This is a genomic window from Methanoculleus marisnigri JR1 (assembly GCF_000015825.1).
Lineage (GTDB): Archaea > Halobacteriota > Methanomicrobia > Methanomicrobiales > Methanoculleaceae > Methanoculleus > Methanoculleus marisnigri.
Map to the genome: position 1 here is coordinate 1,767,872 of NC_009051.1, position 26,056 is coordinate 1,793,927.

Below are 26,056 nucleotides of genomic sequence, written 5' to 3' on the forward strand. Positions count from 1 at the left end.
TTTCTCGATCCGTCCGGTTAAAGCTACGAAAAATCTCGTAGCTAAAGCAAGATATTTATTTTGACCCAATCAAGAGATGATTGATACTTATGCGAGGAAAAGCAGCACTTCTGGGGATCGCTCTCATGGTCCTCTGCGCCGCGGTGATCGGCAACGTCACCGCACAGTTGCCGGAGGAATCAAAAGACAAGCTGATCCACGTGTCCGGGACGGGCAAGGTGACGACCACGCCTGATGAGGCCGTCGTCGTCTTCGCGGTCGAGACCGAGAACACCGACGTCAAGACAGCACAGCAGCAGAACGCAGAGAGAATGGACGCCGTGGTCAACGCACTGAAGAGGGCCGGCATTCCGGAGAAGGACATCAGGACCGCCGGCTACAACATCATCCCGATAACCGAGACCGACAGCAGGGGCCTGACAACCGCCAGGGTCAAGTACTACCGGGTCATCAATAGCCTCGAGGTCACGTTAAACGACGTGAACCGTGCAGGCGAGATCGTCGATCTCGCGGTAGAGAACGGTGCGAACAAGGTCAACCGGTTCTCGTTCACCTTGAGCGACGCGAAGCAGCAGGAGTTCCGGTCGCAGGCCCTGACCGCCGCGGTGGCGCAGGCACGGGGCGACGCTGATGCCGTCGCCGCAGCCATCGGCAAGACCATCGTCGACGTCAAAGAGGTCAACGTCGGGAACAGCTACATCCCGCTGGTCTACGACAGCCGCCTCATGGGCATGGAGAAGGCAGCCAGCGGAGCGGCCCCGACCCCGCTCGAGGTCGGCGAGATTGATGTGACCGCCACCGTCTCCATCTCGTACATCATCTCGTAACCACACCTCTACCACCTCTTTTCGTCTGCACGTCCGGGGGCTCCGAACCCCGGACCATCACCTCACCTCCCGGTCTGCCTCATCGGGAAGCATAATCTTCGGGGAAGAGAGACCGGAATACCGGAGTCTCTCATGCTTACGATAACCGAAGTCTACAACAACATCCCCTGCCGGGAAGGGCTCACGACGGATTGGGGGTTCTCCTGCCAGATAGAGGAGGCGGGGCTGCTTTTTGATACCGGAGAACGCGGCGACGTCCTTCTTGCAAACATGCAGGCGCTCGGCATCGATCCTCTGTCCATCAGGCATCTCGTCCTCTCCCACGACCACCACGACCATATCGGCGGCATCGCGGCGATCCTGGCCCGAAATCCATCGATGGAAGTATTCGTCCACGACGCCTTCTCCGTGCATACGCTCGCGCTGATCCGGGAATACACCGAACCGCGGATTATCGGGGAATGGACGGAGGTCACGGACGGCATCGCCGTGACCGGCCCGCTCGGGACCGATATCCGGGAGCAGGCGCTCGCGATAACCGTTCCGGACGGCTACCTGGTCGTCACCGGGTGCGCACATCCCCACATCGGCCGGATCGTCGAGAGGGTATCCCGGGAAGGCAGGGTATGGGGCGTTATCGGCGGGTTCCATACCGTCTCCGGCGAAGATATCGACGCCCTTGCCGCGGTGGCGTACCTCTCGGCGTCGCACTGCACCGATAAGATAGCGGAACTCAGAGAGCGCTACCCGGGCTCGTTCCGGCCGGGAGGCGTCGGGAAGGTGCACAGGATAGGCTAAAAAAAAGTTATTCTTTCCTCTCTCCAGAGCCGCCCTTCACCTCGAGCCCGTCCGCAAACCAGACAGTGCGCTGCGGGAAGGGTATCTCGATGCCGTTCTCTTCGAGCGCCCGCTTGATCTTCCAGAGGAGATCCGTCCGGACCTCCCACCAGTTCCGGGCCGGCGCCCAGATGTAGGCGGTCAGGTTGACGCTGTTGTCTCCCAGATTATCGACGAAGACCGACGGCGCCGGGCTCTTGAGCGCGAAGGGGTGGGTCTCGATGACCTCCTTTGCGATCCGGATCGCCTCGTTCGCGTCATCCTGATGCCGGATACGGATCTCGTATGTGAACCTCCGGGCCGCGTTGTGGACGTAGTTCGTGATGTTCGAGGTGAAGACCTTCTCGTTCGGGATCCGGATGTAGATCCCGTCGTAGGTCTTGATGACGGTCGAGAGGACACGGATATCCTCGACACTCCCGCTGACATCGGCGACGTTGATATTGTCGCCGATCCGGATCGGGTGTTCGAACATCAGGAAGAGCCCGGAGATCAGGTTCGAGACGACACTCTGGCTCGCAAAACCGATGACGAGACCGGCGATTCCCCCGGCCACCAGGAGACCGGAGAGGTCGAATTCGAGCTGCGGGAGAGCGACGACGAACGCCCAGATAATGATGGCGTAGTAGACCAGTTTCGCGAGCAGTTCGCGCTCGTTCACGGGCAACCGTTCCGAGAGAGCCCTCCGGACGTTCGTCGCGACAACCTTCGCGAATATAACGCCGACCGTGAGGATAACGGCGAAGTACAGGAGGCGCTCGACGGTGATATCGCCGACGCCGAGGGGTATCTCCAGGACCTCCGTCACGTTGAACGTCATGAGAAACCCCACTCCATCAGGTATCCGCGGTCGATAGCCGGGATCTTGCGGGCCGTGTAGAGCTCGATGGATTTTACCATCCCGGGTCGGAGCGGTGCGTCGACGAAGTCCGTCTCCGCCATAGTCTTGGTGAGAAGTTTCATCGTGGCGGTGGCCGCCACGAAGTCACCGTAGTAGATCTTCATATCGGTACTCTCAAAGACAACCCGGGACACCTCCACCCATTCGCGGCAGGTATTGTGGATGGAGAGTTCCATCACCCCCTCACGGAAGGGATCGACCTGAGGGATCTCCGGGTAGACCGCGCTCTCGTAGTACCGGGCGATGACCCCATTCGTCGGCGAACCGTAGAGCGTGTACTTCTGGGTGCCGAAAGCAAAGACGTCCAGCACCTCGATATCCCGCGCAGACTCCACGAAAACACCGATCTCGACGGGGAACTTCAGGTAGACCGTCCGGGAGGCGCCGGGCTCGATCATCATCGGTGAGAACTCCACCAGCAGGAAGTCCGTGATCTCCTTGGGAAGGTTGACCGGCTCAACCGGATTGATGACCACCTCGCCCGTATTCGAGACCAGGATCCGCTCGAACGTCTGACCTGCGCACCTGCGCCGGTAGGTCACGAGACCGTCGACACTCTCGGCTTCTACCAGAATATCACCGCATTCACGGCGAAAAGTGCCCCTGTAACGTCCGAACATCAACTATGATCTGCAAATACTCAAATATTAACCTACGCGATAGACACGATCCGCCGGGTTCGCGTCCCGGCGCCAGATCCCTGAAGACGAACCAATACGGGCATTTATGCAGATGCTCAAACGAAATAGAGTCGTTGTGGGAAACCGGTCAGATTTAAAAGGGAACGGACTGGGAAAGTATAAATAATAAATCTCTTCGAAAGTATATATCGCAGGAGATAAATGGACACTCTTTTAAGCGGCCGCCCCAGACCTTTTTCCTGTGCGTTCGCCCCAATGGTACTAAGCAGGGGGCATCGTATCGGCCGGCACGAAGGACCAGCCCGGAGATCCGGGTGAGAGGGCCTTCTCGCGGCATTGCGGGACGAGAACCGTTCCCGGGTGATGCGTGTGAAAACAGAGCAGAAACGAGTCAGGGAGTCCATGAATCGCAGCCAGATACCCATGAGCATCTTCAACCACCTCCAGCAGCCGGCGCTCATCCTCGACTGCGAGGGACGGGTGATCGTCTGGAACGACAGCATGGAGCGGTACACCGGCGTTCCGGCAGAAGAGGTCGTTGGAAAAGGCGAGTATGCCCATGGAAAAGCGCTGTTCGGCGAGTTGTGTCCCACACTGGCAAACTGTATCCTGACTCACGGCAAAGCCGGGAGCGGCCATTACCGCCTGCTGCACCACGAAGGCGAAGAGTTACTCGCCGAGTCGCACATCCCAACGAGATCCGGGAGAACGGTCGTCTGCATGGCTGCCCCCCTCTACGATACCGGCGGCCGACAGATCGGTGCGGTCGAGACCATCCGCGACGTCCCATCGGAGAGGACAGCCGAGGAGTCCGGTGGAGTGCCGGAGGAGCAGGTGCGGATCCTGGCGAACTCTCTTCCCGACATGATCTTCACGCTCGATAGGGACGGCATCTTCACCCAGTTTTTCTGGACCGGCGGCTGGAATCAGGGCGTAAACCCGGAAGAAGTCGTGGGCAGGACACCTCACGTTCTATTGCCGCAGGAGGAGGCCGACTTCCTGGCCGGGACCGCACAACGGGTCATCGAGACGGGGGAGGCCATATCGGAGACCCGGTCGTTCCCGTGGCACGGTGAGAAGCGGTCGTTCCAGGTCGCCATCCACCCCCTGCACAACGTTTCCGGGAGGATCGTGGCCGCGACCGGGGTTAGCCGGGAGATCACCCGGGACATCGCCTGCGAACAGGTCAGCCGGCTCTCCAGCCTCTACCTCGACCTGCTCGGCACCGATATCTACAACACCAGCATGGTTGCGGCAACGATCATCGAGATGCTCCGCGACCGCCTCTCCGGCGAGGAGGCAGAACTCGCTCAGAGGGTCAAGATCACGATCGAGCAGGGGATCAACGTCATCAAGAACGTCGAACTTCTGACCGCGCTCAACAAACACAGCATCCGCCTGGAACCAGCCGACCTCTCCGCCGCCATTCGCGACCAGATGCAGCGGTACGCAGGCATCGACATCCGATATGAAGGGGGAACCTGCATGGTCTGGGCGAACCCCCTTCTTGAGCATATCATATCCAACCTGATCAGCAACAGCATCAAGTTCGGCGGCATGAAGGTCAGGATCGACGTATCCGTCATGGAGACCGCAGATACCGTGGTGCTCTCCGTAGCCGATACCGGCATCGGCATACCGGATCACCTAAAGCCGAACATCTTCGATCGTTTCAGCAGTGAGGGCAGCAAAACCGCCTCCGGAAGCAGGGGTCTCGGCCTTCACATCGTCAAGACCCTCGTGAACCGGTACGGCGGACGCGTCTGGGCGGCCGACCGGGTTCCCGGCAAGCCGGAGGAAGGTGTGGCAATAAAGATTATCCTGCAGAAGTGCTAGACTCCCCTCCCCAACGCCCACGGGTACTCAGGTATATATCCCGCGAGCGACTATATCATACCGCATCATTCCCATTGGGGACCGCTTCAATGATACGAACCATATGCTTTAAAGAACGAAGATATATCGAAGAGTTGAGAATTCTAACCCGGGCGACCGCGCTGGACTGCATCATCGACGAGCGCTTCGACCGCATAGTATACCTCATAAAAGAAGGAGACATGGGTCTCGCCATCGGTCGGAAGGGAAGCAATATCCGGAAGATGCAGAGGGTTCTCGGAAAACGCATCGAGATGGTCGAATATTCCCCCCAGATCGAGCAATTCGCGAAGAACGTCTTCAAGCCTGCCGACGTCGTCGGCGTCGCGAAAGGAGACAACGGGAAACTCGCAGTATATATTAACCAGAACGACCTCGGCATCGCCATAGGGAAAGGCGGATGCACCATCGAGAAGGCGCGGCTCTTCCTTGCCCGGTACTTCGATACCGAACTCGGCGAGGTGCTCGCAGGAGTTGATACCCATGCGTGATTGGAACATCCTCGAAGAAGTCTGGCAGGTCATCCAGGAGCGGGCGGAGCATCCGTCTGCCGGGAGTTACGTCAGTTCCGTCCTGACTCACCGGAAAGGAATCGACAAATCCCTCGAAAAGGTCGGTGAAGAGGCGGTCGAGTTCATCCTTGCCGCCAAGAACCAGGTGCCGGAGAGGACGGTCTCCGAAGCCGCCGATCTCCTCTTCCACCTTCTGGTAGCGCTCCAGGCATCGGGCACCGATGTCGGGGACGTGCTCGATGAACTCGCAGCACGCCGGAAGTAATCAGAGGTACTCCTTCAGGTCGACCATCCTCGGGAGATCGTCCTTCTTTACCGCCGCCGTCTCCACGACCGCATCCTCGATCATGATCGGCGCACGGTAGCGCAGAGCGATGGCTATCCCGTCGCTCGGCCGGCAGTCCATGATCTCCGTTCGCGATCCCTGCCGCAGAAGGAGTTTGGCGTAGAAGACCCCCTCCTCCAGGGAATCGATGTGCAGGGCATCGAGAGCGATATCAAAATTCCGAAACACCTCGACGATGAGGTCGTGGGTGATGGGGCGGGGAAGCATTTCACTATTGAGCGCGTTGCTGATCGAGATCGCTTCCCAGAGTCCGACATAGATGGGTATCGTGCTGTCGCTCCCGGCATCCAGGACAACCGTTGGTGCTGCTCCCATCTCGCTCACCGACATGAACACACCCTGCACCCTGCAACTTTGCGCCGTCATGTGATCACCTGACATCAGCCTTCTGATTTTTAAACCTTGGGGTGTATCACCGCTGCTTTTTGACGCGGGCGAGAAACTCACGCCGGACAATGACAAGACTCGAAAGAAGACCGAGAAGGATGTTCAGGTAGTAGAAGATCAGCCGCCAGAGGAGGACGAAAACACCCACGATCGCAGACGGGACGAAGAGGCTGTAGAGCGACGTGGCGCCGATCTCCGCAACGCCCGAGCCCCCGGGGGTGAGCGGGATCATCATGATGATGGCGATGACGAGCTGGACGACGAACGACTCGATGAGATGCGGAGGCTGCCCGAGGCCCACGAGGAGCAGCGATGCAATGACGAACTCCGATATCCAGAAGAGCAGGGTGAAGAGCATCCCCCACACGAGGCCGCTTTTGCCGTGGTTCACGAACTTGACGAGCCCCCGGTTGAAGTTGTCCACCTCGCGGTCGATCGTCTCCAGCAGGTTTTCGAGCCGCTTTAAGTGCCAGCGGCGGTCAATCCACCGCGAGACCCATTTGAGCACCCGCTTGAGATGGTCCGGGTTCCTGACGGAGTAGACGAAGACCAGTACGAAGAAGGTGACGAAGATCCAGGCGACGTACATCATGACGCTCACCCCGCTGAACCCCGAGGTGAGGCTGCTCCAGTAGTTGCCGAGGAAGAGCATGGCGAAGGCCCCGAGTGCCCCGAGAACGATCCCGTCGAGGATCCGCTCCATAATGACGACGGCGGTGGCGTCCCCGACCGGAACGCCCGCCCGGTAGAGTTCATGAACTCTGACCGGTTCCCCGCCCGCCTGGGACGGAGTTACCGCCGCAACGAGCATGTTCGCCAGTACCAGGTTCAGGCAGTGCCGCAGGCGCACCCGGTACCCGAGCGACGCCGACATCTTCTGGATGCGGAGCGCCCAGAACCCGAGCGAGAGGATGTGTAAGAGGACGGCAAGAACCAGGTAGAACGGGTTTATCCGGCTGAGGTACTCGATCGTCGACTCGTCGACGGTGAAATACAGAACGCCCGCCATGACAAGAGCGCTAAAACTTAACGAGACGATCAGCCACTTCCACTGAGACCTCTTCATCCTCTACACTCCCGGGCACGAGGGCGGCACGCAGACAGTCCACCTCACCCCCTGTTGCCGCAGCCGTTTGCGCTCGGCCGGGCAACACGGGGGAGAAACACCCGAATTTTTATTAATAAAATATCGTGCGGCTACTATTTAACGATGGGTTTATCGAAAAATCGATAGAAGCGGGAATCCACGCGATACAGACCAATGGAGCGGGATAACCGGATCCTAGACGGTGAAGAGACCCCGTTCCCCGGTTATCCGAAACAGCCCCGCGCGGATGCCGGCATCGAGCCAGGCATAGCCGTAACTGAACCGGGCGAGGGCGGCGGCAAAGTCGCCCGCATCGAGGTATTCCGTGCCTTCCGCATACCAGGTGCGTGCCGCCGAATAGAACTCCCCCGCCCCTGCGTGAAGCGGGCTCGCCTCGTCCGCTGCCGCCTCGACCATCCCGAGGGCCGCATCGAGCATCCGCCGGTAGCGGTGCGTTTTCTCGTCCAGGTGGGCAGCCTGCGATTCCGGTATGCACGCATCCAATCCAACCGGAGGGTGGGCGATAGAGGGGTCGAGCAGCCCGAGGCACGAGCCCGCGTCGAGCCAGCCGAGCCCGTAGGCAAACGCGGCGAGCGCGTTGACCGGGTCGCCCCCCCGGAGAAACGCGAGCCCGTCGCTGTGGTAGGCGATAGCCATCTCGATCACCTCCCGGGCCGCCCGGTGGAGGAGGGTGCCCTCCGGGACGGCGGTCCTGACCGGGGAAAGGGCCTCTCCACAGAGAGCGCCGTAATCGTCGAGGTTCATAGGCCGGCGAAGGTCTCCAGGTACTCGCGCTCCATCGGGTGGAGGTCCGCCGGAACGGCGAGGATATGGAGCGGAGGACCGAAATCCATCTCTTTGAGGTTCGCACCGGCCCCGGCGGCAACCACCGGGCGCTCCGAACCCGCCCGGGCGATCCCCACGTAGAGCGCAGGCGGTTCGATGCCGCGTTTCTCCGCCATCTCCTCAAGAACGGCGATCGCCTCCGGGACGCGCATGTAGCGGTCGTTCTGGATATCGAGGAAGACAAGCGTATGGAGGTTGAGCGCAAGATTCGCCGCGATCGTCTCGATGGGAGCCGTCGGGAACCAGCCCTTCGCGGGGAACGGCACCGAGCAGGACCTCCCGAACCGGTAGTTCTGCAGGCCCGAGAGACCCGAGACCGCGCTCGATATGGATGAAGCGTGGATGATGGAGGTCTCGATCCCGGCGGCGGCCGCCCGCATCCGGAGATCGGCATGCGTCGTCGAGACCATGGGATCTCCCCCGGTCAGGAACGCCACCCGGCCGGCAGCGGCACACTCGAGGATCTCGCGGGGGGTCTGCTCGACGTCCTCCCGGCCGAGAACCCGGATATCCTTCTCAAAGAACGCTTCCATCGCGGCGGTATCCGTTCCCATCAGCCGCGAAGTATACGCTTCAAGGAAAACGGTATCGGCGTTTCTGACGTACTCGAGGCCTTTGACCGATATATCTCCGAGATCGTAGAGCCCGAGGCCCACGAACGTCAGCATGGGTAACTCACTCCAGGGACAGGGGGCACGGCGCAGCCGCGATACCTCTGCAGAAGTCGCATCGTCATCTCTCAACTATCGGTGCTCCCCCCTCGTAGAGGTAACGGATCGGGGTGAGGCGCCGCTCCCTCCGGGATCCGGCTCCCTACCCCAGAAGATGGAAGAGAAGGCTCCCGATCAGGAGACCGAGGGCAACCGTGTAGGCCGTGATCGCGAGCGTGATCTTTGAACCGACCTCGCGCAGGAGGACCGTGATCGTCGCGAGGCAGGGGACGAAGAGGACGGTCACGACCGCGAATATGTAGAGCTGGAGCGACGAGAGCACCGCCCCGAGGTCGGCGGTGCCCGCGAGGATGGCAAGGGTCTCGAACGCCATCTCTTTACGGAGGATCCCGAAGGCGAGCGCCGTCGCCGAGTAGCCGGGAAGGCCAAGGAGGGCCATGGTATACGGCTCCACGAGCCCCTCGAAGAACGTCATGACGCCGAAGAATTCCAGGAGCCCGAGGACGACACTTCCCGCGAGGAGCAGGGGCATCGCAATGAAGAGGAACTCCGAGAGGCGCGACCATGCCTTCTTCATCACCAGTTTCGGGTCGGGCCAGCGGAGCGGAACCATCTCCATGATCATCCCGAACCGCTCGCCGGGCGTCACGCGGGAGAGGACGAGCCCCGTCGCAAGGATCAGGAGAAAGACGATGGCGTATACACTGAACGCCGCCGCGATGCCGACGAAACTCGCCACGATCCCGGCGATGATGACCGTCCGGGCCGAGCAGGGGACCATCGTGACCAGGAACGAGGCGATGATCCGCTCACGCCGGGAGCGCAGGAGCCGGATGCTCATGATGGCCGGCACGTTGCACCCGAACGCCAAGGTGAGAGGGATGACCGCACCGCCGTGCATCCCGACCCGGTGCATCGCGTTGTCGGCGAGGAATGCCGCCCGGGTCATGTATCCGGAGTCCTCGAGGACGGAGATGATGATGTAGAAGAGGAAGACGTACGGGAACGCTATCCCGAGACCCGCCTGAAGCGCGAGCAGGACGGATACCCCCAGTTCTTCGGCGAGCGGGGGCAGCCCGAGCGCGACGAACGGCTGCATCGCATACACCTCGAAGAACCCCACGATCATCTCTTCAAGAAACGATCCCGCGATGAAGACGAAGAGGAGCATCCCGACGAGGATACCGATGAGGATCGGCATCCCGGGGATGAGCCGCGTCAGGATGCTGTCCGGATCGGTCTGGGGGAGTTCCGTCTCCTCTTTTACGGTGAGGTCGGCGATCTTGTGCGCGAAGTTGTGCCGGTTGGCCGCGATGATCTGGGCGACCGTCATCCGGTGCCGGGACTCGATCTCGTCGGAGATCGTCCGCGCCGCCTCGAGCTGTTCCGGGTTATCGCCGAACCCGAGGAGCGCACGGACGCTCTCCTTCCGATCGACATCGAACATCTTCCCGAGGCTCCGGACGGCCGCCTCGATGTGGTGGTCGTACGGGATCTCGACCATCGACGGGCTCGAGGCGGCGAGCGCCGCCGGGATGATCCGGTCGATGTTCTTCCCCAGCGACGCCGCCGTCAGGATCACCTCGACACCGAGAAGGTCCCGGATCGGGCCGGGATCGATCTCAAGCCCCCGTTTTGCGGCTTCGTCGGCCATGTTCAGCACGACGACCATCGGGAGGCCGTACTCCGCCACCTGGAGGAGAAGGTAGAGGTTGCGTTCAAGGCGGGTGACGTTCGCCACCACGATGACCGCATCGACGTCCTGCTGCTCCAGGAACCGGCGGACCAGGCCTTCCTCGTCCGAATTTCCTTCCAGCGAGTAGACGCCGGGCAGGTCCACGAGTTCGAAGATCTCCCGCTGGAAACAGGTGTTGCCCCGCTGCAGCTCGACGGTGGTTCCGGGGTAGTTGCTCACCTCCACCCCGAGGCCGGTGAGCTGGTTGAAGATCAGCGATTTGCCGACGCTGGGGTTGCCGATCAGCGCGAACCTCATGGACACGACTCCACGACGATTGATCTCGCGATCTCGGGGCTGATGGCAATATCGCAGCCTTTCACCCTGACGACGACCGACTCGTTCGGGAGCTTGCGCCGGATCTGCACGATCTCGCCGGGGAAGATGCCGAGGTCGAGCAGCCTCCGGTGCCGCCGATGACCGCGCATCATCGCCACCCGGACAGTATCGCCTTCCTTGCAGTCGAGCAGCGTGCAGACATCGTGCCCCCGGCAACGTCCCATACGTCCCGGCGGGGACTGGGCGCCGTCCATGTAGGAGGAGAGCCGCTCGATGGTCTCGTCGGATATCCCGTGCTCGAGCGTGCAGGCCTCCCTGCTTGCCGCGTCCTCATCGACGCCGAGCATCTCCGTCAAAAAACACTGGAGAACGCGGTGTTTCCGCGCCACCACCGACGCCACCGACGCACCCTTCCCGGTAAGCCTGACAGCGTCTCCGTCCGCCCGCTCCAGGTATCCTTCCTCGACCAGAGCGGCGACGGTCGTCCCGGCGGCCTCCTTCCCGGTATCGAGGGCTGCCGTTATCTCGTCCAGCGTCGCCGACTGCCCGCCGTTTTCCGTGATCGTGAGGATCGCTTCGAGGTAATCCTCAAACGTGGAAGGAAGCATGCTACATTTTCTTTTACTTCTACAAGTTTATGGATTTGGGTTGTGCTATCGGGATCGGGGTGCAATAAGAAGGAGAACCACGCCACCGCGTGACGGAGACCGGGACCCAGGACAGTGCTTCGCGCGGCGGATATCCTGCACATGTACCCGCCGAGCATCAACGCCTATATGGTTCGGGGACGATCGGTGATCATGGAACCCCCGCAGAGCCAGATCACGAACAGGGATGTTGCCGAACGGCTCGCGTTCATGGCCCGCCTGCTCGGGATCGCGGGGGAGGATCGGTACCGGATCGCTGCCTACGAACGGGCGGCGCGGCAGATCGACCGTCTTTCTTTCCCGGTCGCCGGGCTCGACGAGGAAGAACTCACCCGTATCCCGGGGATCGGAGACCGGATTGCCGGACAGATCCGGGAGATCGCCGCCACCGGAACGTTTGGAGAATTAAAAGACCTCCAGGCGACCATACCAGGATCGGTCGTCGAAATGCTCGGCGTTGCCGGATTGGGGCCCAGGACATTGCACATCCTCTACAAGAGGCTCGGCATCCGGAGCCTGGACGACCTGGAGCGGGCGGTGAAGGGGCACCGGCTCAGGGTGCTCTCCGGATTCGGATCAAAGAAGGAGGAGGCGATCAAGAGAGGCATCGCGCAGTTCCGGCAGAGGTCGAACCGGATGACCCGCCCGCAGGCAGAAGCCGTGCTCGCGTACGTGGCGGCCGCCCTGCCGGATGGCCGGTACACGGTTGCGGGGAGTTACCGGCGGGGGTCGAGCACCGTGGGCAGGCTTGAGATCGTCGTTGCCGGGAATGGAAGCGCCGTCGCTGACCGCATACCCCCCGACGCCGGAGTGAACGTCCGGTCCACCGGAAAAGACCGGTACGGCACGGCGCTCCTCTGCGCCACCGGCTCGGCCGGGTTCCTGGCCGGGCTCGGGCATGTGGCGGCCGCACGCGGCTACCGGCTCACGCCCGACGGCCTCACGGACTCGGCGAACGGGCGGCTGCAGGAGTTCGCAAGCGAGGAGGAGGTCTTTTCGTTCCTCGGGATGGAGACGGTTCCGCCGGAACTGCGCGAGAACAGGGGCGAGATCGAACTCGCCCTCCGGCACGCCCTCCCCGATCTCGTCGATCTATCCGACGTGCGGGGCGACCTCCACGCCCACACCACGTGGAGCGACGGCCGCCAGTCGCTCGAAGACGTGGCGGAGGCGGGGGACAGAAGGGGCTACGAGTACATCGTGATCACCGACCACTCCTCGAAGGTGCGGGCCGAGGCCCTTGCAAAGCAGCAGGCCGAGATCGAGCGTATCAACCGGCGGCACGACTGCCGGCTCCTTGCCGGGAGCGAGGTGGATATCAGGAGCGACGGCACCCTCGGGTACGAGAACAGAATCCTTGCCGACCTCGACCTGGTCATCGCCTCGGTCCACTCGGGGTTCTCCCAGGACCGGGACGTCCTGACCCGGCGCATCCTCACCGCGATGGAGAACGAGCACGTCGATATCATCGGCCACCCCACCGGCCGCCTGCTCGGCCGCAGACCGGCGTATGCCGTCGACCTCGAGCGGATTATAGCGCATGCGGCGGCGACGGGGACGGCCCTCGAGATCAACGCATCGCCCCACAGGCTCGACCTTGAGGATATTTATATCTGGCATGCCAAGAAGGAAGGAGTGAAACTGGCTGCAGGAACGGATGCCCATAGAATCGGCGAATTTGCAAACATGCGCAACGGAATTCAACTGGCGCGCCGGGGCTGGTGCGCTCCGGACGACATCTTAAACACCCTCTCTCTATCCGCGCTGCTGGAGTGGACGTCATGATCTACCGGTTCTACGAGAAGATCCTCCTTCGAGACCTCCAGACGCTGCCGGAGCATATCTGTTTCATGATCACCGGGCAGGATATGCTCGACGCCCCGGGCAACCTCTACCGTGCCGCCCAGTGGTGCCGCGACCTCGGGATCAAAAGTGCCATGTTCCACATCAGCACCCCCGACCCCGCCCGGCTGGAGCGGTGCCTCCCCCGGATCCGCGAGGTCGCCTCGATCGCGCACCTGACCCTGCACTACCGCGACGAAAAGGAGGTCGGCGGCGAAGGCATGGACGTGACGGTGGCGATCGGCAAGAGCGGCAGGGAGGAGATCGCCGGGTGCGTGAGAAGGATGGCCGAGGACGGGGTGGACCCGGAACTGGTCGACGAAGACCTGCTGGAGTCATACCTCACCTTCAACTACGAGCCCGATCTCGTCATCAAGACCGGCGGCGACCACCTGACCGACTTCCTCATCTGGCAGTCGGTCTACTCCGAGCTCTTCTTCCTCGACGTCAACTGGGCGCTGCTCAGGAAAGTGGATTTCCTCCGGGCGCTCAGGGACTTCCAGTCGAGAGCCCGGCGGTTCGGACGGTAACCCTCACGAACCCCGGGCCACGCGCTCTTTCAGGCGCATGCGCTGGTCGTAGACTCGCATCGCCCGCAACAGATCGATCTTCCTGAACGCCGGCCAGAAGGGGGCGCAGAAGTAGACGGCCGACTCGTGACCGTTCGCGAGCCAGGGGAGGAAGTTCGAGGTCCGGTAATCGTTGCCGGTACGGATGATCAGGTCGACGGGGGGTATGGGCGCTCCCCGGTTGAGGTGGGCTTCAACGGTCGCGGGATCGATGGCCGCCGGGTCGATGGCGCCCTGCCTGACCTCATCGAGGATCGACCGGGCGGCGTGGACGATCTCGTTCCGGCCGCCGTAGGCGAGCGCGATGTTGATAAAGTAATCGCTGTAGTCCCGGGTCGCCTCCTCCGCCGCATCGATGGTCGTGAGAAGTTCATCGGGGAGAAGGGATCGATCGCCGATCATCTGTACCCGGATACGGTTTCTATGCACCCGCTTGTCTCTCAGGATCGCCGCGAACTTCTCCCGGAAGAGGAGAAAGAGCGACTCGAGCTCGGCGCTGTCCCTCCGGAAGTTCTCGGTGGAGAAGGTGTAGAGCGTGATGTGCTGCACGCCGAGCTCGCACGCCCAGTCGAGAACCTGTTCCGTGGCGTCCGCCCCGAGCCGGTGGCCGATCGCCGTATCGAGCCCCTGCTCCCGGGCAAACCGGCGGTTTCCATCCTGGATCACCGCGACGTGCCGGGGAACGTGTTTCACCTGCCATTTCAGGTAACGCTCGTAAAGAGGCTCAACTCCCGATCGCAGCATCAGAGCGGTGTCACCTCGACCACCATGCCGCCGTTCGGGTAACGCTCGACGACGTACTTCCTGCCCGGCAACCCGGCACCGTGCTCGGCAAGCACCCACCACGCCATCTCGATCCGCCCCTCAGAGACTGCATACTCATCGTCATCTAAACCCTCCAGGAATCCGTCGGCGGCACCTTCCGGCTCGAGCACCCCGTATACGACGGTTCCGTCATCCGTCACCTCCTCGAACGGACGCGCAGTATTGGCAGCGATCCGCTTTAACCGTTCCCGTAGCTGGACAGAGTCCTTGAAGACCGACGAACAGAAGTGGACTTTCGGGTCGCCGGCAAGTTTCTCCGCCCACTGGCGGGCGCCCTTCACGGCGTTGTGCAGCCCGTCGTCGAGCTCGAGCCCGCGTTCGCGCATGGCGGCGGCGCAGGTCTCGCCCCACTCCAGCTCGTTGATGTTGAGGAAGTCGAGGAGCGGGAGGGCGGCGGCAAGATCCTCGATCCCCGGGAGCGCCGGCACCTCGATGCCGATCAGAAAGCCCAGCCGTCGGGCGAGGACGGCGGAGCGGGCGAAATCGGTCTCGAGGATCTGCGGCCAGACCTCATGAGGCGGGTGCAGCCGGAGCTCGTCGACCAGCCCCTGCAGGCGCCGGAGCGCGGCTTCGTCCGGCGCAAGGCCGGTGTAGAGGTGGATCTGGTGATCCGGGCCGAAGTGCTCCTTGAGAGCCCTGCAATAGTCCACCACCCGCTCGATCTCAAGCAGCGGTTCGCCGCCGGTGACGCCGGTCCCGAGAGCGCTCATGCTCTCCGCAACCTCGATGGCTTCGGACGGCGACGAAACCTGCCGTTCGTTTGCAAACACCACGTCCCGGCCTTTTCGCTCACGCGAGAGCGGGCAGTACCAGCAGGTGCGGCGACACCGGCCGGTCACGAAAAGGACCATCTTTGCTCCCTGGTGGCAGAGGACGCACCCCGGAGAGAGGAACGGCCCGCCGGAGGATACTCCCGACTCCTGCGACATACCTGTAGTATTCATAGGATGGCGGAAGTGAAAAGGTTTGATGGTGACGCCGGGGACGGGAAGAGGCGTAGATGGCGGCAAAAGAGATTGCAGGATCCGCCGTAAAGAGAGGGGATGGCAGGGCAGGCGGTAACAGGGAAGAACAGGGTCGCTCCGAAATCCTGCCTACGCCAGGTCCTGTGGCCCCCTCACCCTTCCTTCGTCCACCAGTTCCGTGTAGTCGTCGAACCAGTAGGCCTCCGGGTTGCTCTTATAGACCATGAACCGCCCGAGGTCCTCCGGGTTTGTCGCCTGGTTATACTTGAAGTAGGTGTACCTGTCCGTCTTCCCGAGCACCTCGATCTTCCCCGTCGCATGGGATATCACGAACCGGGCCCGCTTCGCAAGCCCCGAGCAGATCGACCGGGCTTGCTCGAATATCCGGTAGGACTCCTCCACCGGCACCGCGAACGTCCTGTTGCCGATCGCCGGACGGCACTGGAAGACGTAGTAGGGGTTCGCGCCGATGAACGAGAGTTTGTCGAAGAGCGCGGCAAGCACCTCGGGGTCGTCGTTGATGCCGCGGATCAGGGGCGTCTGGTTCATGACGACCGCTCCGGCCTCCTGCAGGAGAGCGACCGCCCGGCATGCGGCATCGGTCAGTTCCCTCGGGTGGTTGAACTGCGCCATGATGTAGATACGCTTCTCGTCCATACTGTAGTCCCGGATCATGTCGAGCAGCGCCGGATCGTTGATGATCCGGAACGGATTGTATGCAGGCATCTTCGTGCCGATCCGGATGATCCCGACGTGCTCGATCTCGCGGACCTGCCGGACGATGTCGAGCACCCGGCCGGTCTCGAGGAACAGGGGATCACCCCCGGTAAGCAGGACGTTCGTGATCTCCGGATGATCCCGGATGTAGGCAAGCCCCGCGGAGATGTCCTTATTCACCTCGCGTGCCTCCTCGATGAAGAGGCGCTTGCGGAAACAGTAGCGGCAGAGACCGCCGCAGAGGTCGCTGACCAGCAGGAGAGCGGTTTCACGGTATTTATGCTGCAGCCCCGGAGCCCGGGTATACCGGTGCTCCGACGACGGGTCGAGATGTCCCCAGGGCTCAAGCTCCTCAACGGTCGGCACGATCAGCCGACGGATAGGGTCGGCCGGGTCGTCCCAGTCGATCAGCGAGAGGTAGTAGTCGTTCGCACGGAACGCGAAGAGGTCGGTCACCTCTGCGAGGCGGGCGCGCTCCTCCGGATCGATACCGGGTACCGAATCGAGCGATGAAACATAAATCGGCTTTTTGGTGCTCCCGATCGTTTTTCGGATATCGTATGTCGTGTTCATGGAGTACCTCCCAGACGACACTCTCCAGTGCAGGATACAATCCGCTAACTGCCGGGGACAGGTGCATGAGAGATCGAGAATGAAATCCGATCTGCGCAAAGGGTTCATGAGAGTTTCATGTTCTCATGCAGGAAACCGTCGCTCCGACATGCGTCATTGAGTGTCGGATTACGTATTGTACCTCAAAAGGGTCCTAAGGATATTTATATCTTCGGTTGGGGGCGCAATGCTGCAAAAGCAGCGACCGCCCCCTTATTTAAAGCAATGGATATCGGATCACTTCTTTTTCTTGACCATGGAGAGGATATCCACAACGTATTTTCCTTCCTTTTCCAGTCCGACGACGACCTCGTCCGACCGGGCCAGCTTCTCGATATTCAGTTCGTACGATCCGGGACCGAGGATACGGATGCTCTCTATACGCTCGAAGACCTCGATCTCCTCGGTTTTCCGTCGATCCTGCTGGACCTCAAGCACTTCCTCGCCCGTCTCCCGGGCGATCTCGTCGATGGTCTTCTCCTTCAGCACGTCGTCGTGCCGTTCAGCCTCACGGATGTAGAGAAACTTCTTCCCGCCGCAGCTCGGGCATCCTTTCAGTATCTTCGTCGAACCGTCTTCGAACTCTCTGCCGCATTGTGTACACTTGTGAGGCATATATCACCTCTGATACCCGTTCATCTCGACGAGGAGACCCATGCGCTGATGAGATCCTTCTCCTTCTTGAGTGTCTTGAGCTGGTTGGCGGGCCCAATCACGGTCAACCGGGTCTCGGAGCGTTTCCCCCCGAGAAGTTTCGCCAGGAACCCATTCTGGGCATCCCTGATCGGATAGGTCTCCATCTCGATCCCGGAGAATCCGTCCGGCGCGATCTCCCGCATCGTGATCTCGATGAGCTTGCTCTGCTCGTCCGGCGCGAGCCCCTTCTCCAGGATAACGATGTTTCCTTCCATGACGTCATCGAGGATCAGGCGGATCTTCTCCATCGCGGTGAGACGCTCGAGACGTTCCGCAGAAATCAGGTCGATTTGTACACCCTGTATCATCTCCATCACCCGAAATATGACGTCATCTGCTCGTATAACTCTTCCACGTTGTTTCCTTCGAGACCGGATATGGCAATCACGGGGTGCTGGGGAAACGCACTCTTGATCCGCGCGGGAGACGCGTCGGGAAGATCGTTTTTGTTTGCAACGATCAGGACCGGGAGTTTCCGGCTCTCGATGATACCGACAAGCATGATGTTCACCTGCTGGAACGGGTCCAGCGTGGAGTCGAGCATGTAGATGACGCCATCGATATCCTCGCGGAGCCAGTGCATCGCCTCGGCAACACCCTCGGTCGCCTCCCGTGCCCGCTTGACCGCTTCCTCCTTATCGATGCCGTACTCGACGAACTCATTGTAGTCGATCTTGGTCGTCACGCCCGGCGTATCGACGATGTCGATGGTGATCGAACTGCCGTTCTGGCCCGTGATGGTGATATCCTCTTTGCGCCGGACACGCCGGGTTTCGTGAGGCACCTCACTGACCGGGCCGACCGCATCGCCGACCCAATCCCGCACAATCCGGTTCGCAAGCGTTGTCTTGCCGGCATTGGGAGGGCCGTAGATCCCGATGCGGCAGGTCCGCTTCTTAAAGAGCACCTTCAATAGCCCCGAGATCTTTCTTTTCGTACGAACTAAGAATGTCATTAAGCTCCCTCAGATAGGCCAATTTGCCTATACGTAAGTGAGTTGTGGCACTCACAAATAAATATAATTATATGTTCCGTCCGGCACATTCTCCTCATTTTGAAGACAAACAACATTCCCGGAGTGAGAGAATTCTTTTATACTGCTGAAACCTAGATAGACTTGCACCTGGAGAATTGGCTCTAATTGCGGCCAGATTAGGAGAATCCCATGATGAATAATAGCGATGCCATCCGTTTCGAGACACGCATACCAGTCAGGGAGGTCATGCAGAGCCATCCGACAACAATCGATGTTGGTGAGACTGTCGCCCGGGCGGCGCAGATCATGTGCCGCGATGAGGTCGGCAGCTGCATTGTGCTGCAGAACAACCTGCCCACCGGGATCGTCACGGAGGAGGATATCAACTGCAAAGTCGTGGCTAAAGACTTGAAACCGGGTGATATTCGCGTCAGCGAGATCATGAGCACCCCCCTGATCACGATCGGTGCCGACAAGCTCGTCGGGGACGCCGCGGCAATGATGGTGAAACACCGTGTCCGCAGACTCCCCGTCGTTGAAGATCAGATGGTCATCGGGATCGTGACTGTTCGGGACATCCTCACCGTCGCGGCCGAAGTGAACGAGCTGCTGGCGGATCTCATAGAAATCAACCGCGAAGAGGAGTATGCCATGGGGGTCTGCGACCGGTGCGGGAACATCTCCGACGACTTATCAAGGGTCGACAACCTTATGCTCTGCCCCGCCTGTCGGGAAGAGGAGCAGTTGCTATGAAGGTGGCCTCAAACCTGATGGTGGAGATTCCCACCCTGCGCTACGACGATTACGTCACGAAAGCACGGAGCATCCTCCGGGACGACGTCTTTCGCGAACTCTACATCGTGGACGAAAAGAACCGTCTGAGAGGGTATCTCGACATCTCCGACGTCCTGCGAGTCATGGACACCAAGTCGAACGTCACGATCAAAGGGTTTGTTCGGGAGGCGGCCCGGGTCTCCCGGGACACCCCCCTTGCAGAGGCAGGCGTCGCTATAATGAACGCCCGTACAAACAGCGCTGCGGTAGTCAACGAAGACGGTGTATACCAGGGAGGGGTGCTCTTCTCCGAACTCTTCCCCGTCCTGATCTCCCGTCGCACCATCCCCGGCAGGGTCGAGGACGCCATGTCGCGAGAACCCGTCACCAGCACGCCGGACGAACCCGTACACCGCATTTACAGCCTGATCGTCGCGAGCGGGTTTACCGCGTTTCCGGTGGTGCAGAAGAAAGAGACTATCGGCATAGTCTCCCGCCGGGATCTCCTGCGCGCCGGAAGTGTCCGCACATCGGTGAAGAACCAGGCGGACACCACCGTTGAGCGGGTGATGACGACACCCGTCATCTCGGTGACGCCTGGCGACACGATAGCAACGGCGAGCCGGCTGATGGTCGAACACGACGTCAGCATGCTCCCGGTCATCGACGAGAAAAAGCAGCTCGTCGGCGTTATCGACCGTCATGACGTCCTCAGTGGCCGCTTGCCCTGAGGAAGACTCCAAATACCACAATTTCAAAGGAGGATAGGATGCAACCCAACTCGAATAACTCGGATAAGAAACCGGCCGACAGGCTCCTGAAGATGCCGGGCACACGCGAACGCGGGCCGGTCGACTTCAAGACAAAGATCGCCGGGTATGAAGGCGAGATCATGGCAATCGCCACGAGAGACGTTGTTGTGGCGCAGCAGACGACCACGATCATCCAGGCAGTCGGGATCATGACCCGGGAAGGATTCCGCAGGCTGCCGGTCGTCGACGCGGGGACGCGCCATCTCCGGGGGATCGTGACCGTCGGCGACATCATCGACTTCATGGGCGGCGGCGACAAGTTCAACCTTGTTCAGGTGAAGCATGGAGGGAACTTCCTCGCGGCCATCAACGAGGGGCTCCGCGAGATCATGACTCCGCACCTGGTCACCATGCCCATAACCGGAGCCATCGCCGACGCGGTCGAGATCATTGTCAACAAAAATATCGGCGGAATCCCCATCACCGACGCCGAAGGGGAACTGAAGGGCATCGTGACCGAGCGAGACGTGATGAAGGTGCTCGCCACCGAGCACTCGGGCCGCAAGGCGGAAGATATCATGAACGCTTCGGTACGCGTCACCGGTCCCGACACACCGATCGGCAATGTCTGCCGGGAGATGGTGAGATGCCGGTTCAGGCGCCTTCCGGTCGTCGCCGACGACGTTCTCTGCGGGATCGTTACCGCTACCGATATTATGAGTTATCTCGGGAAGGGCAAGGCGTTCGAGCAGTTGACGACCGGGGACTCCGCCGAGGTCATGGGGGCGCCGGTGCGGTCGCTTCTCTCCGGGGAGTTACACACCATCACACCCGACCGGAACATCCACGACATCGCTCTCGAGATGATCCGGCGGCGTGTCGGGGCGCTCCCGGTCATAGAAGACTCGCACCTTGTCGGACTCGTGACGGAATACGACCTTGTAAAAGCATTTTCTGGGGAGTGATGTGAAGATGCGTGCCATTGATGTGATGGCATCTCCGGTGTACGTCGTTGCACCGGAGGATAACGTCGCCTATGCGCGAAACCTCATGCTCAAACACCGGGTGTCGAGGCTGCCCGTCATGGAAGGGGACGAACTCCGGGGCATCCTCACCAAGAAGGATATCGCTTACCGGCTCAGGCAGACGGAACCGATGTGGCGGCGGCGCCCGATCGACCGGATTCCGGTCAGCATCCTGATGGCGCTGGAGCCGATCACGATCGCACCGGAGACCGGCATCCGCGATATCGCGGCTATCATGCTCGATCGAGACATCTCGGGGCTTCCGGTGGTCAACGAAGGCAAGGTGAGCGGCATCGTCACCAAACTGGATCTGATGCGTTCGGCCCATATCCGGGGACTCACCGCACAGGTCAGCGAGATCATGGAGGATGCGGCCACGGTCAACCGGTATCACTCGCTCGACCACGTCATCGACACGATAAAGGGAAAAAACGATAAACTTATTGTCGTTAACGACAATGGAAGCCTTGCCGGCATAATTACGGAGAGTAACCTCGCATTTTACGAGTATCTGGACGAGCGGATGAACCTGCCCAAAAAGGATGTTACTCACCTCAGGAAAGAGGGGCCGGCGGGGCAGAAACGCTTCAGATACGTCGTCGAGGTATCGGCAGTTGCGGAAGACATCATGAGCCGCCCGGTCATCACCGTGTCCCCCGATGCATCCCTCCAGGATGCCGTCGGGCTGATGCTGGACCACCAGATCAACAGCCTCGTCGTCGTGAAGGACGGTGATATCCGCGGTATGCTCAAGAGAGATGATATCATCAAGGAAGTGGCAAAATGAGCGACAGATTTCAGGTACTCGTCAAAGACGTGATGGCAAAACCGATCACCATCGCGAAGTCCGCCTTTGTCAGCGAAGCGCTCGATAAGATGCTTGGCGAAGGCGTCGATCCGCTTATCGTGACCAACAACGGCACGGTCATCGGAACGACGTCCCGCGCGGCAATCGCTGAGACGCTCGGGAGCAGGAAGACCCAGGCGCTGAAGGCCACATCCATTCATGTCGCGAACACGGTCGAGGAAGACTTCACCTCCGCGTATCCCGACCAGAGCATCGACATTCTGGTGCCGCTGCTCCAGCACTACAAGCTGGTCGTGGTCTTCGATGCCGAGCACCGCCTGATCGGGCAGGTGACGGCGGGCGACATCCTGAAGGTGCTCCGCCCGGCGGGCGGCATCCTCGACGTCATGGAGCCGGCGCACACCATTCAGGGCGAGGAACGCGCCGTCCACCTCCGCCGCAGGATGCTTGACGGCGAGATCGACCGGTTCATCGTCGAGGACGGCGACAGAGTCCTCGGCATCGTCACGGAGACCGATGTCGCAAAAGCGCTCCATGCGTTCAAGGATCTCGTGGAGGGGACGCACCAGGACTACCGGATCAGGAACCTCCTCGTGCGTGACATCATGACCGCGCCCCTGATCTCGATGGACGCGGATACGGATGTCTCCGACGTCATCGACCTGATGCTCAAGAAGAACATCAGTTCCGTCCCGATCAAACAGAACGGCAAGATCACGGGCGTCGCGACCCGGAACTCACTCATCCAGGCCCTGTGAAGGAACCTGAAACCAACTCTTTTTCGGCGGGGAGCTTGATGCTCCGGGTTTAAATCTCAAAGTGTAGACTTGCGGGAACTCATTGAAGGGCGACTCATTGGATGTCCTTCAGACCATCGCTCATCGCGTACACGGATTCCCATCGGATATCGCCACGCACTGCCCCCGCCCCAAAGGGGCGGGGTGCGACTGCTGGAACAGCAGGAGTTTGAGCACCGTCAGGTGTGAGTTGCGACGGGCCACGGGGCCGGAGCATGAGCACCGAAGGTGCGATTGAGGAGCGCGAAGCGCGGGTGGGGTGGGGGGTTACAGGTATTGTTGTATCTGGTGGAGACAGGGGAGGGGGACAAGCCCCCCTCCCCGTCAGCCCCACCTCGCACCTTCGGTGCTCGAACTCCTGTCCGAAACCCTTTCGGGTTTCTCAAGCTCCGGCCCTGCGGGCCCTCGCATCCTGCGGACAGTCGTTCTTCGGAGCGTCGTTCCCCCAATGGCGATAGCCCCACGGTCCAGCGTACGGGGCTTTGTCCTTACATCTTGAATATCCCTGCTTCTGCAAGACCATAACCACCTCTCATGCTCTCGCCGCGACCCGCCCCCTCCCCATCCTCACATAATGCTAGTGCCGAAATCTCCATCCGCCCCGTTCGCTCGCACCTGACGGTGCTCGAACTCCTGCCGTTCGTAGGCGCATCTCCGGTGCTCCTGCTCCGCTCCTCGCACCTAACGGTGCTTACGTTCGCTATCGCTCACGCCTCGCACGTAACGGTGCTCACGCTCACTACGTTCGCGCCTCGCACGTAACGGTGCTCACGCTCACTACGTTCGCGCCTCGAAGACCTTCGGTCTTCTCGAACTCCTGCTCTACGGGCAGTCGTTCCGTCCCCCCGGTGCCAATTATTAATACACCATAGCCAGAAACGGTATCTCGATATTTCCATGAAACCAACGCAGCCAGTCAAACCAAACAGCAATATAACGGCCCTCTTAGAGTCCATGAGCAGGACCGGTTTTCAGGGGAGAAAACTCGGGGAGTCGCTCGGCATCTGGACCAGGATGGTCAACGATCCCGACTGCACGATATTCATGGGACTGTCGGGCGCGATGATCCCGGCAGGTATGCAGAACGTGCTCATCGAACTCGTCAAACATCGCTACGTCGACGTCATCGTCTCGACGGGCGCGAACATCTTCCACGACACCTGCGAGCACCTCGGGGTCCGGCACTACCTCGGCCACCACCACGCGGACGACGAGGCGCTCTTTGCGGAAGGGATCGACCGCATCTATGACGTCTTTGCCTACGAGGAGGAGTTCCGCAGCATCGACGCGGAGATTTCGCGGTTCGCCGACACCATGGCGCCGTTCCAGGGTTCGTCGCGGGAGTTCATCCGGCTCCTCGGCAACTGGCTCCGCGAGCAGAAGCCACAAGGTCGGTCGCTCATCGCCACCTGCGCCGAGTACGGCGTCCCGATCTTCATCCCCGCCCTCTGCGACTCGTCGATCGGGATCGGTCTCGTGATGGCCCGCCGGCGCGGGGTCGACGTCGATGTCGACCAGCTCGCCGATACTGACGAGATCACCCGTATGGTCGAGGAAGCGAAGAAGACCGGCGTCATCTACGTCGGCGGCGGCGTCCCGAAGAACTTCATCCAGCAGACCCAGGTCATCGCGTCGATCCACGATCAGAACCTCGGCGGGCACGCCTACGCGATCCAGTACACCACCGACGCCCCCCACTGGGGCGGCCTCTCCGGGTGCACGTTTGAAGAGGCGATCAGCTGGGGCAAGGAAGCGCCGGCGTGCCCGCGGGTCCAGTGCTTCTGCGATGCCACGATCGCGCTTCCCATCGTCGCATCGGGGCTGATCGGGAGCGGTATCGAGCGCGCTCGCCGGTCACCCTGACCACCACAATCATTATTAGGCCATCATACCAAAATTAGTAGGCACAAGTCATAGAATGCTGTGTCTGGAGCAACACCATTGCGTGTTGCGAGTATCGAAAGATGCGAAGTTCTATGTTGAGGTAGCCAAGCCTGGTATGGCGCAGGTTTGCTAAACCTGTGTCCCCCTGGGACTCGAGGGTTCAAATCCCTCCCTCAGCGCTTTCACCGACAAGGTCGATGATGAGGCGATCACATGGATGAAGAAGAGATAAAGTACTTTGTTCGAGTCAGAAACACTGATCTCGACGGCACCAAGGCAGTGCACATCGCACTGACCGGGATCAAGGGCATCGGTCCGCACACGTCGCGCACCATCACCGCCCTTGCCGCCGTGGACCCGCATGCCATACTCGGCAAGCTGGACGACGAATCCGTCGGACGGATCGCAAACGCCGTCGACACCTACACCGAACAGGTGCCCGACTGGATGGTAAACCGCCAAAAAGACGTCTACACCGGAGAGGTCCGCCACCTCCTCGGAACCGATCTCACCATGATGAACGACGACGACGTCAACCGCATGAGAAAGATGCGGAGTTACCGCGGCATCAGGCACGAGACCGGGCAGAAGGTCCGCGGCCAGCGCACCAAGTCCACCGGAAGAACGGGCACGACCGTCGGCGTCAAGAGGAAGAAAGACTGAACGGTGATTGAATGGGATATCCAGGAAAAAACCATAAACAGTACGCGACGCCCAAGCGGCGGTTCGAGAAGACCAGACTTGAGGACGAAAAGCGGCTCATCATCGATTACGGCCTGCGGAACAAGCGCGAACTCTGGAAAGCCCAGAGCGTGCTACGGAAATACCGCGCCGGCGCCCGTGAACTGGTGGCGCTGCGCTCGGGTGGGCTCAGCACGGAGGACTACCTGAAGAAGAGAGACCAGCTCGTCAACCACCTGTACCGCTACGGTCTCGTCGGCGAGAACGCCGATGTCGGTGACGTTCTCGCGCTCAAAGTCGAGCAGCAGCTCGACCGCCGGCTTCAGACGCTGGTTCTCCGCAGAGGGTTCGCACGATCCCCCAAGCAGGCGCGCCAGTTCATCACCCACGGCCACATCGCGATTAAAGGTCGCCGCGTGACCATCCCTGGTTACCGGGTCGAGAGAGCCGAAGAGGCCGAGATCAGTTACTACGGCCCCTCCCCGCTCACGAACGAGGTTCATCCCGAGAGAAGCCGCATCGCCCGCGCAGGAGTGAGGTAA

At 60.8% G+C, this 26,056-nt stretch carries 29 protein-coding genes and 1 tRNA gene; 16 read left to right on the top strand and 14 right to left on the bottom strand.

The features are described 5' to 3' along the window. Positions 1–89 precede the first annotated feature (89 nt). Entirely contained in the window at positions 90–827 is a 738-nt protein-coding gene (locus MEMAR_RS08700; protein WP_011844608.1) for an SIMPL domain-containing protein, read from the top strand. A 132-nt stretch (positions 828–959) separates the two neighbouring features. Then, the gene (locus MEMAR_RS08705) at positions 960–1,625 is read left to right on the top strand and encodes an MBL fold metallo-hydrolase (RefSeq protein WP_011844609.1); all 666 of its coding nucleotides are present in this window, start codon (positions 960–962) and stop codon (positions 1,623–1,625) included. Positions 1,626–1,632: 7 nt separating this feature from the next. Here the strand turns inward: MEMAR_RS08705 and MEMAR_RS08710 are convergent, their stop codons facing one another. Next, positions 1,633–2,484, bottom strand: a complete 852-nt coding sequence (locus MEMAR_RS08710; RefSeq protein ID WP_011844610.1) for a mechanosensitive ion channel family protein — start codon at positions 2,482–2,484, stop codon at positions 1,633–1,635. Then, entirely contained in the window at positions 2,481–3,185 is a 705-nt protein-coding gene (locus MEMAR_RS08715) for a DUF432 domain-containing protein (RefSeq protein ID WP_011844611.1), read from the bottom strand. The genes MEMAR_RS08710 and MEMAR_RS08715 overlap by 4 nt, the downstream gene beginning before the upstream one ends. 390 nt (positions 3,186–3,575) lie before the next feature. On the opposite strand from MEMAR_RS08715, the gene MEMAR_RS08720 reads away from it, so the two are divergent. The 3 genes from MEMAR_RS08720 to hisE all read left to right on the top strand — a co-directional run bounded on the left by MEMAR_RS08720 (position 3,576) and on the right by hisE (position 5,858). Beyond that, positions 3,576–5,042: a sensor histidine kinase gene (locus MEMAR_RS08720; RefSeq protein WP_245526581.1), complete on the top strand. Its 1,467-nt coding sequence runs from the start codon at positions 3,576–3,578 to the stop codon at positions 5,040–5,042. Between the two features lie 89 nt (positions 5,043–5,131). After that, complete coding sequence (locus MEMAR_RS08725; protein WP_011844613.1) at positions 5,132–5,572, top strand: NusA-like transcription termination signal-binding factor; 441 nt, start codon at positions 5,132–5,134, stop codon at positions 5,570–5,572. Then, positions 5,565–5,858 (top strand): phosphoribosyl-ATP diphosphatase, encoded by a 294-nt coding sequence (gene hisE, locus MEMAR_RS08730; RefSeq protein ID WP_011844614.1) that lies wholly within the window; start codon positions 5,565–5,567, stop codon positions 5,856–5,858. Before MEMAR_RS08725 ends, hisE begins: the two co-directional genes overlap by 8 nt. On the opposite strand, the gene MEMAR_RS08735 is transcribed toward hisE, so the two are convergent. The 6 genes from MEMAR_RS08735 to MEMAR_RS08760 form a co-directional block, all read right to left on the bottom strand. Further along, complete coding sequence (locus MEMAR_RS08735; RefSeq protein WP_011844615.1) at positions 5,859–6,305, bottom strand: bifunctional nuclease family protein; 447 nt, start codon at positions 6,303–6,305, stop codon at positions 5,859–5,861. 46 nt (positions 6,306–6,351) lie between these two features. Further along, positions 6,352–7,392, bottom strand: a complete 1,041-nt coding sequence (locus tag MEMAR_RS08740; RefSeq protein WP_011844616.1) for a lysylphosphatidylglycerol synthase transmembrane domain-containing protein — start codon at positions 7,390–7,392, stop codon at positions 6,352–6,354. A gap of 216 nt (positions 7,393–7,608) precedes the next feature. Then, complete coding sequence (locus tag MEMAR_RS12495) at positions 7,609–8,178, bottom strand: DUF357 domain-containing protein (protein WP_011844617.1); 570 nt, start codon at positions 8,176–8,178, stop codon at positions 7,609–7,611. Continuing rightward, complete coding sequence (dph5, locus tag MEMAR_RS08750; protein ID WP_011844618.1) at positions 8,175–8,927, bottom strand: diphthine synthase; 753 nt, start codon at positions 8,925–8,927, stop codon at positions 8,175–8,177. Before dph5 ends, MEMAR_RS12495 begins: the two co-directional genes overlap by 4 nt. 145 nt (positions 8,928–9,072) lie before the next feature. Continuing rightward, positions 9,073–10,923 (bottom strand): ferrous iron transport protein B, encoded by a 1,851-nt coding sequence (gene feoB, locus MEMAR_RS08755; RefSeq protein ID WP_011844619.1) that lies wholly within the window; start codon positions 10,921–10,923, stop codon positions 9,073–9,075. Further along, positions 10,920–11,552, bottom strand: a complete 633-nt coding sequence (locus MEMAR_RS08760) for a metal-dependent transcriptional regulator (protein ID WP_011844620.1) — start codon at positions 11,550–11,552, stop codon at positions 10,920–10,922. The genes feoB and MEMAR_RS08760 overlap by 4 nt, the downstream gene beginning before the upstream one ends. 141 nt (positions 11,553–11,693) lie before the next feature. On the opposite strand from MEMAR_RS08760, the gene MEMAR_RS08765 reads away from it, so the two are divergent. Both MEMAR_RS08765 and MEMAR_RS08770 read left to right on the top strand, forming a co-directional pair. After that, positions 11,694–13,376 (top strand): helix-hairpin-helix domain-containing protein, encoded by a 1,683-nt coding sequence (locus MEMAR_RS08765; RefSeq protein ID WP_143706374.1) that lies wholly within the window; start codon positions 11,694–11,696, stop codon positions 13,374–13,376. Further along, positions 13,373–13,963 (top strand): undecaprenyl diphosphate synthase family protein, encoded by a 591-nt coding sequence (locus tag MEMAR_RS08770; RefSeq protein ID WP_011844622.1) that lies wholly within the window; start codon positions 13,373–13,375, stop codon positions 13,961–13,963. The genes MEMAR_RS08765 and MEMAR_RS08770 overlap by 4 nt, the downstream gene beginning before the upstream one ends. Before the next feature lie 3 nt (positions 13,964–13,966). Here MEMAR_RS08770 and uppS read toward each other — a convergent pair whose 3' ends face one another. The 6 genes from uppS to MEMAR_RS08800 all read right to left on the bottom strand — a co-directional run bounded on the left by uppS (position 13,967) and on the right by MEMAR_RS08800 (position 18,772). Next, entirely contained in the window at positions 13,967–14,746 is a 780-nt protein-coding gene (gene uppS / locus MEMAR_RS08775; RefSeq protein ID WP_011844623.1) for a polyprenyl diphosphate synthase, read from the bottom strand. Then, positions 14,746–15,756: a radical SAM protein gene (locus MEMAR_RS08780; protein WP_048063814.1), complete on the bottom strand. Its 1,011-nt coding sequence runs from the start codon at positions 15,754–15,756 to the stop codon at positions 14,746–14,748. The genes uppS and MEMAR_RS08780 overlap by 1 nt, the downstream gene beginning before the upstream one ends. 165 nt (positions 15,757–15,921) lie before the next feature. After that, complete coding sequence (locus MEMAR_RS08785; RefSeq protein ID WP_011844625.1) at positions 15,922–17,082, bottom strand: KamA family radical SAM protein; 1,161 nt, start codon at positions 17,080–17,082, stop codon at positions 15,922–15,924. A gap of 276 nt (positions 17,083–17,358) precedes the next feature. Next, the gene (locus MEMAR_RS08790) at positions 17,359–17,736 is read right to left on the bottom strand and encodes a Zn-ribbon domain-containing protein (RefSeq protein ID WP_011844626.1); all 378 of its coding nucleotides are present in this window, start codon (positions 17,734–17,736) and stop codon (positions 17,359–17,361) included. Between the two features lie 20 nt (positions 17,737–17,756). Continuing rightward, on the bottom strand, positions 17,757–18,125 hold the full coding sequence (locus MEMAR_RS08795; protein ID WP_011844627.1) for a DUF2073 domain-containing protein: 369 nt from the start codon (positions 18,123–18,125) through the stop codon (positions 17,757–17,759). Positions 18,126–18,130: 5 nt separating this feature from the next. Next, positions 18,131–18,772: an Era-like GTP-binding protein gene (locus tag MEMAR_RS08800; RefSeq protein WP_011844628.1), complete on the bottom strand. Its 642-nt coding sequence runs from the start codon at positions 18,770–18,772 to the stop codon at positions 18,131–18,133. 210 nt (positions 18,773–18,982) lie between these two features. On the opposite strand from MEMAR_RS08800, the gene MEMAR_RS08805 reads away from it, so the two are divergent. The 9 genes from MEMAR_RS08805 (at position 18,983) to MEMAR_RS08845 (ending at position 26,056) form a co-directional block, all read left to right on the top strand. Beyond that, positions 18,983–19,546, top strand: coding sequence for a CBS domain-containing protein (locus MEMAR_RS08805; RefSeq protein WP_011844629.1), 564 nt, complete (start codon positions 18,983–18,985; stop codon positions 19,544–19,546). Continuing rightward, positions 19,543–20,298 (top strand): CBS domain-containing protein, encoded by a 756-nt coding sequence (locus MEMAR_RS08810; RefSeq protein WP_011844630.1) that lies wholly within the window; start codon positions 19,543–19,545, stop codon positions 20,296–20,298. Before MEMAR_RS08805 ends, MEMAR_RS08810 begins: the two co-directional genes overlap by 4 nt. Positions 20,299–20,336: 38 nt before the next feature. Then, positions 20,337–21,284, top strand: coding sequence for a CBS domain-containing protein (locus tag MEMAR_RS08815; protein ID WP_011844631.1), 948 nt, complete (start codon positions 20,337–20,339; stop codon positions 21,282–21,284). Positions 21,285–21,291: 7 nt separating this feature from the next. After that, positions 21,292–22,131 carry a CBS domain-containing protein gene (locus MEMAR_RS08820; RefSeq protein ID WP_011844632.1) on the top strand — a complete coding sequence of 280 codons (840 nt, stop codon included), beginning with the start codon at positions 21,292–21,294 and terminating at the stop codon, positions 22,129–22,131. Next, a complete protein-coding gene (locus MEMAR_RS08825; RefSeq protein WP_011844633.1) occupies positions 22,128–22,910 on the top strand; it encodes a CBS domain-containing protein in 783 nt (260 codons plus the stop codon). Before MEMAR_RS08820 ends, MEMAR_RS08825 begins: the two co-directional genes overlap by 4 nt. Positions 22,911–23,846: 936 nt before the next feature. Next, entirely contained in the window at positions 23,847–24,812 is a 966-nt protein-coding gene (locus MEMAR_RS08830) for a deoxyhypusine synthase (RefSeq protein WP_011844634.1), read from the top strand. A gap of 115 nt (positions 24,813–24,927) precedes the next feature. Then, a tRNA-Ser gene (locus MEMAR_RS08835) sits at positions 24,928–25,012 on the top strand. 34 nt (positions 25,013–25,046) lie between these two features. Then, a complete protein-coding gene (locus MEMAR_RS08840; protein ID WP_011844635.1) occupies positions 25,047–25,496 on the top strand; it encodes a 30S ribosomal protein S13 in 450 nt (149 codons plus the stop codon). Positions 25,497–25,507: 11 nt separating this feature from the next. Beyond that, positions 25,508–26,056, top strand: a complete 549-nt coding sequence (locus tag MEMAR_RS08845) for a 30S ribosomal protein S4 (protein WP_011844636.1) — start codon at positions 25,508–25,510, stop codon at positions 26,054–26,056.